Source organism: Paenibacillus sp. N22P23 (genome assembly GCF_059383735.1).
In genome coordinates, this window is sequence record NZ_JBXENT010000001.1 from 2267614 (window position 1) to 2281155 (window position 13542).

The following is a 13542-nucleotide window of genomic DNA, read 5'->3' on the forward strand; positions in this document are numbered from 1 at the left end:
AATATACTATAGGTTGCGACTCTGAATCAATCCTATTCTCATGGAAAAAAGACTGCTTATCGCTAAGCAGCCCCTCTTTTAGATCATACTCTATTTATACATTCAACCTTCATTACATTACTTCATTACTTCACGATGCATCAATTCTTCCGCATATGCGGCCAGCTCAATGGATTTGCCGCCGTTTAGGCGTGACTCTTCTGCAGCAAATGCCATCAGATGGCTGCGCACAGAAGCGACTGCCGATGTTAGTGTCTCTTGCCCGTGATAATTCCGCACATCGGTCAGGAAACTTCTGACGATACCGGCATCACCACCGCCATGTCCGCTCGATTGCGAAGGGATCGTGATCTCGGTTTTCTGATGCGTGAGGAAATCAAATAAGGTGATTTTATCATCATCCCCGCGCAGCTCACCGCGCGAGCCCATAATTTGAATTCTTCGTTCCTGCTCGAACGTAAAGCCGCACATACTAAACATGGCCGTTGCCCCGTTCGCAAATTCCATGCCTACAACTTGATGATCGACCACGTTGTTGTCGCTCTTGTACACGCAGCGGCCATAGTTCGTTTCTCGCAGCCCTTGGACGATATTCTCTTTCGTAAGCTCCGGCGTAAAGTGCCTTGCCCAGCCTTTAAATTGCTCGCTTAAATAGAAGCGCGGCGCAGAATAAGGACAAGTCGGTTCGACTGAACAATCCAGACAACGATCTGCGGACCCTTCCGGTGCGTTTGCTTCATTGAAGTGCATGAGCGATCCGAAGGAGTTCACTCGCACACATGGCTGATCCATGAGCCAAGACAGGACGTCCATGTCGTGACATGATTTAGCCAAAATCATCGGGCTGGACGTATTGGAATTGTTCCAATTGCCTCTGACGAAGCTGTGGGCGATATGCCAATAGCCCACATTCTCATTCAGCTGGAGCGACACGATATCGCCGATATGGCCCTCACTCAATAGCTGTTTAATCTTACTCCAAAACGGCGTATATCGAAGCACATGACAGATCGAAAGCAAACAGTTATTCTCACGAGCAGCCTGTTCCATTTGCAGACACTCTATCGGGTCAGGCGACATCGGTTTCTCCAGCAAAACATGATATTTCTTGTTTAATGCCTGTATGGTTGGGTGAAAATGCATCCGGTCCATCGTACAAATGACGGCAATGTCAGCCAGCTTCGGATTCGCCAGCAACTGCTCCCATGATTCAAAGCACATGGCCTCCGGAATATGGTGCTGCTGAGCAAACTTCTCACGCCGATTCGAATCGGGCTCCGCTACCGCAACGAATTTCAATTCATGCGGATAGTCCAGCGCAAAAGGTGCATAGCTGCCCGCTCCCCGTGCACCTGCCCCAAGTAGTATTGCAGTAAGTTGAGCCATGTTCTCTCCCCCATAAATTCCTTAATAGATTCTCTTCTCTATTCGTTATCCTAGTACACTGCTATCTTGCAGCGTAACGACAGGCTCGTCACACCCATGCAGTTCAAAAATAATCAGTTCATTCACGCCTTCACGCAGCAGCGGTGCAGGTACATACAACGTCTGTTGAGGGCCTTTTTCCCAGTAACGGCCGAGATTAAAGCCGTTCACATACACGACGCCTTTCGTCCAACCGCCAAGCGCGAGGAACGTATCCGCAAGCTCATCCACTTGGAAGGAACCCTTATAGAAGGTCGGCTGCTCTTGTTTCAAGCTGCCCTCTTCATAGACAAGCTTCTGCAAGTCGTTAAGCGGCAGCGAGCGGATCGACCAATGGTACAGAAATTGCTGCCCCAGTCGAACGCCTTCCGTAATGCCTTTCGGATCCTTCATATACGGGCCATAATTGATCCGGCCCATGTTCTCAACCAGAATGTCGAGTGTCGCGCCTTCTGCCGGGATATCCAGCAGGACATCATGATCTGGGTTATTTCGTTCAATCGTGCCTTTATAGGTTCCATTCAAGAAAATAAGTGCGCGGTCATGCACATCCTGCAAATTCAGACGAACAGAGGTAAGCGGTCCGATCACACGTGTGGAGTACAGAATGAAACCGTAATCCTGTCCAAGCTGCTCCATCGTTTCCGGGCATGTGCGCTCTACCGGTTCAGAGAGATTGTCTAACGACAAGAAGAGCGGAGCTTGCTCGGTCATCTTCACAACGCCGTATGCTTTCTTCTTAATCGGTTCCGGTAGGTTAAGCGGACCCAGCTCCACGTATTTCGAGATCACTTCGCGGAATTTATAGAATTTGTCCGTCAAGTCGCCGGACTCGCTAATCGCCACGTCGTAATCATAGCTGGTAATCGTCGGTTGATGTTTATTGTCGCCGAAGTTCGCCCCATTGTAGAAACCGAAGTTCGTTCCGCCATGATACATGTAAGCATTCACGGACGCGCCGGCAGCCAGCATGTCATCCAGCACCTGCGCCGCATCATCTGAATCGCGTGTATGATGGTGCTCGCCCCAGTGGTCGAACCAGCCATTCCAATATTCCATGCACATAAGCGGTTGGTCTTTCTGATACTCGCCTAATTTATCGAATGCCTCATTGGCGCGTGAACCGAAGTTGACCGTCGCAAGTACATCATCGACCATTCCGCCCTGCAGATAGAAATCTCCCGGTCCGTCGGACGTAAACAGAAGCACGTCAATGCCTCTTTCCTTCATGCCGTTCTCCAAATACTTCAAATACTTCTTGTCATTCCCGTAGCTGCCGTATTCGTTCTCAATCTGCATCGCGATAATCGGACCGCCATTGGTAGAGAGAAGCGGTACGAGCTTCGGCAGGAGTACGTCGTAATAGGCATCCACTTTATCCAGAAAAGGCTGATGATAGCAGCGCAGACGCATGCCTGGATCAGCTAGCAGCCAAGCCGGCAGTCCTCCGAACTCCCATTCCGCACAAATATAAGGACTTGGGCGCACGATGACATGCAGGCCCAGTTCACCTGCAATTTCAATGAATCGAACGAGATCTGCAATGCCCTCGAATACGAACTGTCCTTCGCTTGGCTCATGAATATTCCAAGCCACATAGGTCTCAACCGTATTAAAGCCGCCTTCTTTCAACTTCCAAAGGCGGTCCCTCCAATAGTCCGGTACAACTCGAAAATAGTGAATCGCCCCAGACAGGATGCGCAGTGGTTCACCGCCCAGCAGGAATTGCTGTTTGCTTGTCGTCAATAATGGCATACCTATACCCCTTTACATCAATATGCGTAACATGTTGTGACAGCCCGAACCGCGTAGGTTCGGGCTGTCTGTTAGGAATCACTTACCCTTATTTCCACTCACCTTGAATATGGTTCGCTTCCAATTCTTTATTGACCTCGTCGATCATTTCTTTACCGCCTTTGGCCATGTACTCCTCGACCATTTTGTCCCAGTCGCTTAGCGGTCTTTCACCGAAGATCATCTTCGTGGTTTCATCCGTAATATACGTCTGCAGCTCCCCGTTCTTCTCCATAAGCAGCGGCGAGATAATCCGACTTGTCGGGTTCACATAGAATTTCATGCTATGCAGCGTATCGGCCAGCGTTTGCTGGAATTTCTGATCCTCAGGCGTTTTGGCGATTTTGGCAAAATTGAACAAATCTTCATCGTTCATCAGCCATCCGCCCTCGGTAATATAAGCGCCAGGAGCGGCGTTCGAACGATTCGCGGCAATTGGCTGTGCAACGCCGTCCACCATTTCGTAGCCTTTTCCTTCTCCGCCGTAGAGCCAGTCGAAGTATTCGTTCTGCGGATTACGCTCCTCGAATGTCACCGGTTTGTGGAAGTAATCAATCATCTCGAGAATACGTTTCACTTTCTCGGGTTGATCTTTCAATTTCGCTGAGATCATGTACATCCGGTACCAGCTGCCGTTAATCGTAAGTCCTGCTGAACCATCCGGGGCTTTAAAAGGCGGAATTGGCTCCACTACTGCTTTCGGATCGTTCTGCTTCAGAACATCGAACAATACGCCGTTATTACCGCTGTTGCCAGGCTGTTCATACCAAATGCCGACTTTACCAGCATTAAATGCTTTGAAAATATCCTTGTAAGCTGTTACTGCCCAGTCCGCTTGCAGGATGCCTTCCTTTTGCAGATCAGCCAAGAACGTGATTTTCTCTTTGTTGCCGTCCGCGATACTGCCAGGAATCAGCTGACCGCTGCCGTTCTTATGATACCAAACTGCATTGCCATAATAGGCTCCAAAGGAAGGGTCGTAATAGATGCCTTTCGCCAAACCTAAACCGATCGTATCCGCTTTGCCGTTTCCGTCCGGATCATTCTTCGTAAAGGCGGTTACAACCTGTTTGAGCTCTTCATAATTCGTAGGCATTTTCAGACCCAGCTTATCCAGCCAGTCTTTGCGAATGATCGGCTTCTTGCCGCCCTTAGAGGAGAAGTAGGTTGGGATGCCATACACTTTGCCTTCCACCTTCAACGAGTCCCACGAATAATCAGGTACTGCCTTGGTCGATTCATACTGCTGCAAGAACTCGTCGAGCGGCAAGAATGCACCCTGCTTCGCCCATTTCGTATAATTAGCGTTTACTTCTTCCATACCAATCACGTCGGGGATATCACCCGAAGCCATTTTCACGGCAAGCTTCTCTTCGTACGTATCAAATGGGATATATTGCGGTTTGAAATCGACATTGAATTTCTCATTGATCTTCTGCACGGCTTCACTATTACCCGCTGGAACCGGATCTTCCCATGTGCCGTCGAACCAATCAATCGTAAATTTCTCTGCGCTCTTGTCTGTTGTCGTCGCAGCCCCGGTGTTCGCCTTATTAGCATTCGACGTTGAATTGGAGTTGGTATCCTCATTTCCGGATGAACATGCTGCAAGAATGGAACCGGATAGTGCAACTACCAGAACAGATGAAACTAGTTTGCTACGCATACTTTCGACCTCCTCTTTATGTTGGGCACATCGATGATACTCACTTACATGAAAGCTAGCCTTTCACGGAACCGAGCATCACCCCTTTCGCAAAATGCTTTTGCAGGAACGGGTAAAGCGCAAGAATCGGGAGTGTTGCAATGAGAATCGCAGCCATGCCAATCGTTTCAGCCGGTGGAGAAGCATTCGCCAGTGCAGCTTGCTGTCCATCCGAGAGAGAATCGAGCCGCTGGCTTAAGATAACGATCTGCCGCAAAACAACTTGAATCGTCCATTTACTCGGATCGCTAATATAAATGAGTGCGGTAAAATAGGTGTTCCAACTTGTAACGGCATAGAAAAGTCCGAATGCTGCCAGTGCCGGCTTAGACAGCGGAAGAATAATACGCGAGAAAATTTGCAAATCATTGGCTCCATCGAGCACGGAAGCTTCCGTGAGATCCTGAGGAATACCGAGAAAGAACTGCCTGAGCACAATCAAATTAAAGGAATTGATAGCCCCAGGAATGATAAGCGCCCAGTAGGTATCGATCAAATGTGTTTCCTTTACAACCATATAGGATGGAATAATACCCGCTCCGAAGACGAATGTAAACAAGACAAGGAACAGGAAGAACTTCTGGCCTGTAATCTTCCGTGAGAGGGCATAAGCCATCATCGAGGTGAGCCATAGGCTGAAGAGCGTACTTACTACCGTAACGCAGATGGTTACGATGAGCGCACGGACAAACACCTTGGAATGGAAAATGTATTGATAAGCATCAACGACCCATTTTTCCGGAAACAGGATAAACTGCTTGGCCGCGCTCTCCGAAACCGAGGTAAATGAGGTCGCAATCATGTAATAGAACGGGAACATCATCGCGAGCCCGACTGCGGCAAGCATGATTACGTTAAGGGCATTCGCTATTTTTTCCGAAATGGAATGAGTTTTAACCACTGCTCTACCGCCTCCTTAATAGATACCTTCTTCTCCGAATTTTTTGGATAATTTATTCGCGCCGACGATTAAGATCAACCCGACGACTGACTTAAACAACCCTACTGCTGTTGCAAAGCTAAAGTCCGAGTTCTCGATCCCTTTGTAATACACGAACGTATCGAGTACATCCCCCATCTCCTTATTGAGTGGGTTCAGCATGAGGAAAATTTGCTCAAAGCCGACATCAAGCACGCTGCCTAGTCGAAGGATGAGCAATATGATGACTGTGCTTCGGATCGAAGGCAATGTAATATGCCAGATCTGTCTCATACGACTGGCGCCGTCGACGACAGCCGCCTCATACAGATGTGGGTTAACCCCGGCTAATGCCGCGAGGAAAATGATCGTCCCCCAGCCGGACTCTTTCCAGATAACCTCCAGCACAATGATTGGCATAAACCAATGCGCCGATGTCAGAAACGGAATCGGTTCGATTCCGAAAACCATTTGAATGAGCTGATTAATGATGCCTTCTGATTTCAGGAATGTCGTTACAATCCCAATGACAACGACCCAGGATAAGAAATGGGGCAAATAGACGAGCGACTGAATCACTCTCTTGTACCGTTCGTTGCGCACCTCATTTAACATTAGTGCAAGCGCTATCGAAACCGGGAAAGCAAATGCAATTTGAAGGAACGAGAGATAAAGGGTGTTCCAGATGACCCTTATAACTTCACTATCTTCGAAGATTTTTTTGAAATGCTTGAGTCCGACCCAGTCGCTGTGCAAGAAACCTTGAAACGGGCTGAAATCTTGAAAGGCGATAATGTTTCCCAGCATCGGAACGTACCGATAAATGATAAAGTATAAAAGTCCCGGGAGGAGCAGCAAGAACAGGTAGCGCTCATTCCACAGCTTGTCCACGAAGGAACGTTTTCTTCCCCTGTGAGGCATGACCGTTGCAGGCGAGCTCGTACCTGTATTCGTGTAGTTATTCAATGATGATCCCCCTCTATTCATCTGAATATATGAACCTTGATTTTTCATTCCTAGCGCTATACTATAAGAGTCACCGCTTGCTGAACATCGGATTTATGACTGATTTCGCGCGAATTTCAAGGTTTCCGTAAAATTGCACAGTTTTCGAAAATAGGATCAGGCCAGGGCAAAAGGGGTTTAATCATGAGGCAAATTTTGCAATTGAAAATGAATACCCGTTCGATCTTAACCAAAATGCTGCTTAGTTTTATGGCGATCATTTTGTTATTTGTTTCCTTCAATTTGATCTCACTCACCTTATTTAGAAAAAGCATTCACGGGGAGATCATTACGTATAACGATGCGAATCTGACGCATACAACAAGCGGATTCGAGCAGTACTTCGAGCTGCTGGATAACGTTATTGTAGGTATGTACTTAAATGATCATCTCAATGACTTACAGAAATCGAAGCCTTATTATAGGGCCGCCGGCAAAATCATCGACGATTTAGAGCAAATCACGGTGAATCCGAGAATTTACTTGAACAATTTATTTATGTACGACGTGAAACATCAGTACATATTAGACAAGTACCGCGGCAGCTCGCTCGACGTCATGTTCTCCAACCATTATGTAAACAACACGTATACATCTGCTTTCTGGGAGAATGAATTAACCACAGCCGGCTCAGATTCGAAGCTCTATCCCGCCGCTGTATTCAAGAGCCCGCCTCCGAGTTATCAGGAGTCGCAGCCTGGCATCGTCATTCCTTATCTGTTTCGAAGCCAGCTGTATCCCGATTTCAAGTTCCTCGCATTCATTGATGCGGATCAGCTGTATCGCAATTACCATCAATCGATTAACAACACATTCTATATTCTCAGTCCGCAAGGAGACATGATCTACACCTCTGATCCGGCATTTCACGAAGCCTTACCGGAATTAAAGCCGGGGAGCAACTGGATTAAGCAGCATGGCTACTATTTCTTCTATAAGAAAGGCGAGATATCCGGGCTTACTTATGTGAATATCATTCCGGATAGCAGCGTTTCGAGCAAAATCGTGAAGCTCACGGTTACCCTAATCGTTCTGCTCGTGGTCACATCGGTAGTCAGCTTGGCATTATCCGTCATCTTCAGCAGACGATTCAACAATCCGGTTCGTAAAATTGTAGAGTCGATTCGTAGTTTAAATGAAAATAAGGAGCTCGATCGGGGAGCTGCAAATGACTTTGAGCTGATTCATGCCAATATTGGCCACATGATCAAAGTAAACCAGGAAGCGCAGCGCAGCCTCGAAAGCAGAAAAAACCATCTGCGACACTATTCGCTCATGAATGTACTGAAACGCATCCGCATTGAATATGAGGATTCCGATCCGGCAGCCGAGCAGGACTACAGGCCCTTTCGATTTGTGCTGTTCCAGATGAATTTCAAACAGCCATTTTGGGATGAAATGCCTGGAGAAGAAGAACGGACCATTGCCTTTATCCGCGAATATATTATTCAGGCAATCGGTCGGGAGATGGATGGTGCACAAACCTTCCAAATCGAGACGAATCAAATTTTATCCGTCGTCTACTTAAATGATGAAGATGACAAGCGCCTGAGCGCTGTTCTAACCGACATTAAGACGGTGCTGGAGACGGATAACACTTATAGTTTCTTTACCATCGCCGTGAGTTCTTATTATCCGCATTCTTCTCAAATGACGAGTGCCTACGCGGAAGTGCTGAAGTTGGTCAAACTGAGACCTTTCGATGACACGACGTATGTGTCTCAGGCTGGCGAAACGCAAGAGAAACCAATGCTGCCGACTACCATTCTTGAGCAGGAGCTGAACGTTAGCTTGCAAGAAGGGAACGATCAGCTTGCCCTGCAAACACTGCGCCGGATGCTGGCGAAGATGAAGAAGCGCAACATCCCCGCAATCAAGTTTCATCGCTTCGCCGAGGAGACGACCGACAAGGTGCTGCGCGTGCTTCATAGCATGCAAATTGACAGCGATGAATTGTCCGGAAAGCTGCCTCCTATTGAGATGCAGCATACCATCGAAGAGCTGGATTGCTATCTTGAGAAGCTTGTAAGTGAGGCAGGACGGCTTGTTCGGCTAAAGAAAGAAGAACGCGATCCCATCATTAGCTTTACCGTCAGTTATACAGAAACGCATTTCGGCGAAGAACTGTCACTTGATTTAATCGCCGGCAAATTGAATATTAGCAGCGGCTATCTATCTACCTATTTCAAGGAGAAAATGGGCACGAACTTCGTGGATTTTGTCAATGAGGTTCGCGTGAAGAAAGCGAAGGACTTCCTGCTACTATCGGAGATGAAAATACAAGAGATCGCGCTCGAAGTCGGCTATACGACGCTCAGCTCCTTTAACCGCTCCTTCAAGAAAATTTCCGGCGTTACGCCAACGGAGTACAGACGCAATGCAGCAGTTGTTGAGCATTAAAATGCCAAGAAGCCTGTCCACTAGTGGACAGGCTTCTTCTGCTCCTATGAAACGCTTATGGAATCAAGTCGTCGTCCAAGCTACTTGCTGGAACGTATTCGTATTCGCGGACTCATTGGCTTTCAAGCAAAGCAAGGCACTCCATAATCCATCATCAAGCGAGGTATACGAACGTTCTGCACCGTTCACGATCTGGAAGAAGTTTTGCAGCAGTATGCCGTCCCCTCCGCCATGCCCGTCCATGGCATTCAAGTCGAATTGATGGGTCTCCACTCGCGCTTCGTGGTGCATATACACCTTCAATTCGCCAGTATACCAATCGAATTCGAGTGTTCCTTTATAGCCTAACAGGCGCGCTCCCCGTCTCTGTGCGCCTCTTCTTGCAAAGAAGTTTTGCGAGTAGGTGACGTGCATGCCAGATTCGTACCGAATCAAAGCGCTGCCGGAATCTTCATTGCCGGTATCTACCGCAAAGCTGCAATAGCTCCCTCTGGCGCGATTATGCGGCTTAAGCGTACTTTCCTCACACGAATGCTTCTCATCGCAATCCTTACACATCAGACCTGCCGGTTTATCGCCTTTAAAGATTTGCTTCGATTTCATGGCCGATACAGCAGTTGGGTTGGCACCCAGCAAATAATTCATATAATCGAAATCATGTGTCGCCTTCTGCAGAAACAATCCGCCCGTAATGCTCTCATCGCGGTACCAGCTATGATAGTAGACCCCGCCGTAAGGCACATTGTTCACGGCTTGAACATGCTCCACCGTTCCGATTTTGCCCGAATCTATAATTTCCTTGGCTAGCTTTACGAGCGGTGTGTTGCGCAGTGGGAACGAGACAACTACCTGCGAGTCTGAAGCTTCATATCCCGCTTTCAGTCGGTATAAATCTTCATAGGTCGTGGCAACCGGCTTCTCCAGGAACAAAGGCAAGCTGCGCTTCAATACTTTAAGTGCCATTTCCGTATGCAAATTGCAGCGGGTACCAATGACGACGCCATCCAGTCCAGCGTTATTCAACATATCATCTGCATCTGCGTACCATTCGATGTTGTTTGATGCCTCATCCATACGCGCGGCAAGCTCTTGTTCATTAGGATCCGCAATCGCGACGATCCGGCATCCCGTTTCCTGCTCATCCAATTTGCCGAATAAACCGCTGACTCTCAGTCCATAACCGATGATTCCAATTCGCTTCGTCATATCGCCAGTCCCCCACAATGATCAAAGTCATAGTTGTTTATTGTCGCTTAACTAATTCGAATGATACTATAGGTTCTATAGGATGTATTTACTCAATTCCGCTATAAAGTTGTCTATTATCGACTTCAATTCAATCGAAGGGGATGAATGAAATGGATTGGATGCCGAGCATTCACTGGGCCCAATACCAGAACTCCGCGTATTATCAAGGAAACGAGCGACGACTCTATGACTTCGAGATCATGGTTGTTATCTCCGGCGAAATGGCCGTTCATTTCATCGACGAGCCCGAGACGATTCGTTATTATCCGGGCGACCTCCTCTTTCTAAGTGCTAATGAGAGGCATCGCATTGAAATTCCAACTAAGGCCGGTGCGCAATTGCTCGGTGTTCATTTCGATTTCTTTGATGAGTTTGAACTGACACCCGATATTCATATGGTAGTAGATGAAACTCGCAACGTTCAAGAAGCGTTGTTCTGTCGATTGCCAGTTGGTCCGGAAGGGGCGCGGTTGTTCGCGCGTAAGTACTCTTCACTGTCCGTCGATATCGTGAAAGGAATGGAATTGATCTGCGAAGAATTCACAACGGCCAGAGCCGGTTATGAGCTTGTCTGCCGAGGGGCCATGCTGCAATTGCTTGCATCGATCCTTAGGTTGCAAACCGTTCCGAGGCGTGCAACTTCAGCGGTCTACTTGACTGCCCTTCGGGAGCTGGTCGACGAGATAAGCAGCAGCTTGCATTTGACTTGGCCGAATACGGTAATGGCGGAGCGATTGAACGTCAGCGAGGATCATTTTATCCGACTGTTCAAAGAACAATTCGGCGTAACCCCCAATCAATATGTACAGCATCTTCGCCATCAAGAGGCCAAACGGTGTTTGAGAGAAACCGAGATGAAAATCGAAGCCATCGGTATGCGCATCGGCTACGACAGCTTGCATCATTTCAGTCATGTATTTAAGCGATGGCAAGGTGTCTCACCGCGCGAGTACCGGAAGATGTGCAGCATTTTATAGAGGTCTCCCTCCGAGGACTAGCTCATTCGTACGACCCCTTTGATGCCAATTCGATCAAACTGAACGGAAGCCACTTGTTCAGGCGTAAATTCATCTGTAATAAGGCAGCTCAATATACCGGGAAAGCAGCGTTCTATTTGCCCTATCCGATCGATCGCACGAATGAAATCCGGTTTGGAAGCATTAACTGAACCTACCATACCTTGATTGCCGGTGACAAAATGCTGGTTGATCTGATCCATCGGCACCGCAAATCGGCGGTTCGCAGGAGAAATACCGAGCAACCCGATCATTCCGTTTCGGTTTAGCAATGCAGTCGCTTCAATAAGCAGCGGAGTGAATCCGGTGCATTCGAGCACGATATCAAAATTCAGATTTCGTTCATCGCCATAGTGTCTTCGAAGTCCATGGTCGGCAGAACCGTCCGCAGGGATATCGTTATGTGCGCTCTGGAATTGAGAACCGATCTGAGACAGCACGTTCGCTTGAAGACTGTCTTGCGCATGCAGAGACCACACATGCGTTTCAAGCCCCATAGTCCGAAGGGACAAGGCAGACAGCAAACCCATTGGGCCGGAGCCCAGCACTAATGCCCGTTTGGGATTCCAAACCAATCTTTGCTGAGAATGGGAAATGGTTGACCATATTTTCTCGAAAATACTTTGCGGCTCTACCCATACGCCCAGATGTTTCATCTCATCCGGAACTTTTACGACATAGTTGGCATCCTCAACCACGTATTCACACATAAATCCGTGAGAACCCTTAATTCCCCTCTCCACGAAGTTTCCGCTCTGGCAATAGTCAGATCGGTCCGCGCGGCAATTCGGACAATCCGTTTCCAAGCATGGCCTTCTGACCAGCACGGTTACAGCGTCTCCAATGTTAAATCCGGAAGCAGCTCCTGCTTGTTCCACTACGCCAATCAGTTCGTGGCCTAGGATGAGATCTTCTTCTCCTTCCGGCGGCACGCCATAACGATGCAGGATGATCTCCTTGTCGGTGCCATCGAGTCCGACGCTAAGCACTTTGATTAATACTTCATGGTCTGCCTTCAAAACAGGGCGAGGTTTCTCTGCTAACGTAACTTCCGCTGCATCAGAATTCGCGTTTTTCAATACAATCGTTTTCATAAGTCCAGTGCCGTTTCCACTCGTATCAACCTCGGCAGAATAGCTTAAATACTGCGTAATTTGGTTTTTAATGAAATGAACGGATTCCTGAAGCTCGTCAAGTCCGTTCACGCCGTCTTCAATCGAGATCCAGCCATTAAACTTCTCTTCTTGAAGAATGCGGAAGATCTTATCGTAATCATTCATGCCCTTGCCAATGACGCCATGTTCCAGTGCATTGGAGTAGCCTTGATCCAGAAACTCGCGAATGTCATCCATCGTATAGCCTTCTTTTAAATAACGATCGCTGGCATGCATGGTGATCACTCTGGATCTGACTTGCTCTAACAATAGAATGGGGTCATAGCCAGCAACGATGGCGTTTGAAGGATCATAATTCACTCCGAACCAAGGCGATTCGATCTGACTAATAATCTCTAAATAAATATCGCATGACAATGCGAATTCAGGCGCTGTCCAGTAGCCGTCCTTATAGTGGTTCTCCATCACCAGGACAACTTTCTTCTCGGCGGCATATTGGAGCAGTTCTTGGATGCAAGCCACAGTCCAGCGAATGCCATCCTCTCTGGATACGCCAAATCGCCTTTGTCCGGACAGCACTCTGCAGCTTCTGAAATCTTCCGGACCGAGTATCGCCATGACATCGATCATTGTTTTGATATTCCGTATTTCTTCTGCTCTTAATGCAGGATCCGGTTGTGTGAAATCCGGTGACGAGCACATCATCGGAATAGCCAAATGCACCTTGTCGCATGCTTCACGAACAGATTGAAGGTAAGACGGTTCCGTGCTTTCCAGAAAACGCGGGTACATCTCCAAACCATCTGCACCGAGCGTGCCGGCTATTTCGATCCACTCCCACAAGCTCATCCTGCCATCGGACAACTCATTCATAAATCCTTTTGGAAAAAGCGCTACACGGGCTGTCGTCGTCAT

9 protein-coding genes are annotated in these 13542 nt (G+C 47.9%); 2 read left to right on the plus strand and 7 right to left on the minus strand.

The genetic code is table 11. From position 1 onward, the window contains the following. Positions 1–117 precede the first annotated feature (117 nt). From AC506A_RS10490 to AC506A_RS10510, 5 genes are all read right to left on the minus strand, one after another. Complete coding sequence (locus AC506A_RS10490; RefSeq protein WP_495460869.1) at positions 118–1386, minus strand: Gfo/Idh/MocA family oxidoreductase; 1269 nt, start codon at positions 1384–1386, stop codon at positions 118–120. A 45-nt stretch (positions 1387–1431) separates the two neighbouring features. Beyond that, complete coding sequence (locus AC506A_RS10495) at positions 1432–3180, minus strand: glycoside hydrolase family 35 protein (RefSeq protein WP_495460870.1); 1749 nt, start codon at positions 3178–3180, stop codon at positions 1432–1434. 88 nt (positions 3181–3268) lie between these two features. Beyond that, positions 3269–4885 carry an extracellular solute-binding protein gene (locus AC506A_RS10500; protein WP_495460871.1) on the minus strand — a complete coding sequence of 539 codons (1617 nt, stop codon included), beginning with the start codon at positions 4883–4885 and terminating at the stop codon, positions 3269–3271. 55 nt (positions 4886–4940) lie between these two features. Beyond that, positions 4941–5825 (minus strand): carbohydrate ABC transporter permease, encoded by an 885-nt coding sequence (locus AC506A_RS10505; RefSeq protein ID WP_495460872.1) that lies wholly within the window; start codon positions 5823–5825, stop codon positions 4941–4943. Positions 5826–5840: 15 nt separating this feature from the next. After that, entirely contained in the window at positions 5841–6764 is a 924-nt protein-coding gene (locus AC506A_RS10510; RefSeq protein WP_495461015.1) for an ABC transporter permease, read from the minus strand. Positions 6765–6992: 228 nt separating this feature from the next. Here AC506A_RS10510 and AC506A_RS10515 point away from each other — a divergent pair, with 228 nt between their 5' ends. Further along, positions 6993–9248, plus strand: coding sequence for a helix-turn-helix domain-containing protein (locus AC506A_RS10515; protein WP_495460873.1), 2256 nt, complete (start codon positions 6993–6995; stop codon positions 9246–9248). 63 nt (positions 9249–9311) lie between these two features. Here AC506A_RS10515 and AC506A_RS10520 read toward each other — a convergent pair whose 3' ends face one another. Beyond that, entirely contained in the window at positions 9312–10454 is a 1143-nt protein-coding gene (locus AC506A_RS10520; RefSeq protein ID WP_495460874.1) for a Gfo/Idh/MocA family protein, read from the minus strand. A 152-nt stretch (positions 10455–10606) separates the two neighbouring features. Between AC506A_RS10520 and AC506A_RS10525 the strand changes: the two genes are divergently transcribed. Further along, positions 10607–11473 carry a helix-turn-helix transcriptional regulator gene (locus AC506A_RS10525; protein WP_495460875.1) on the plus strand — a complete coding sequence of 289 codons (867 nt, stop codon included), beginning with the start codon at positions 10607–10609 and terminating at the stop codon, positions 11471–11473. 17 nt (positions 11474–11490) lie between these two features. Here the strand turns inward: AC506A_RS10525 and AC506A_RS10530 are convergent, their stop codons facing one another. Further along, complete coding sequence (locus AC506A_RS10530) at positions 11491–13542, minus strand: TIM barrel protein (protein WP_495460876.1); 2052 nt, start codon at positions 13540–13542, stop codon at positions 11491–11493.

What these genes read in the sequence shown, in the direction of transcription:
- AC506A_RS10490 (WP_495460869.1), bottom strand. Translation starts at nt 1,386, where the DNA reads ATGGCTCAACTTACTGCAATACTACTTGGGGCAGGTGCACGGGGAGCG.
- AC506A_RS10495 (WP_495460870.1), bottom strand. Translation starts at nt 3,180, where the DNA reads ATGCCATTATTGACGACAAGCAAACAGCAATTCCTGCTGGGCGGTGAA.
- AC506A_RS10500 (WP_495460871.1), bottom strand. Translation starts at nt 4,885, where the DNA reads ATGCGTAGCAAACTAGTTTCATCTGTTCTGGTAGTTGCACTATCCGGT.
- AC506A_RS10510 (WP_495461015.1), bottom strand. Translation starts at nt 6,764, where the DNA reads ATGCCTCACAGGGGAAGAAAACGTTCCTTCGTGGACAAGCTGTGGAAT.
- AC506A_RS10515 (WP_495460873.1), top strand. Translation starts at nt 6,993, where the DNA reads ATGAGGCAAATTTTGCAATTGAAAATGAATACCCGTTCGATCTTAACC.
- AC506A_RS10520 (WP_495460874.1), bottom strand. Translation starts at nt 10,454, where the DNA reads ATGACGAAGCGAATTGGAATCATCGGTTATGGACTGAGAGTCAGCGGT.
- AC506A_RS10525 (WP_495460875.1), top strand. Translation starts at nt 10,607, where the DNA reads ATGGATTGGATGCCGAGCATTCACTGGGCCCAATACCAGAACTCCGCG.
- AC506A_RS10530 (WP_495460876.1), bottom strand. Translation starts at nt 13,542, where the DNA reads ATGACGACGACAGCCCGTGTAGCGCTTTTTCCAAAAGGATTTATGAAT.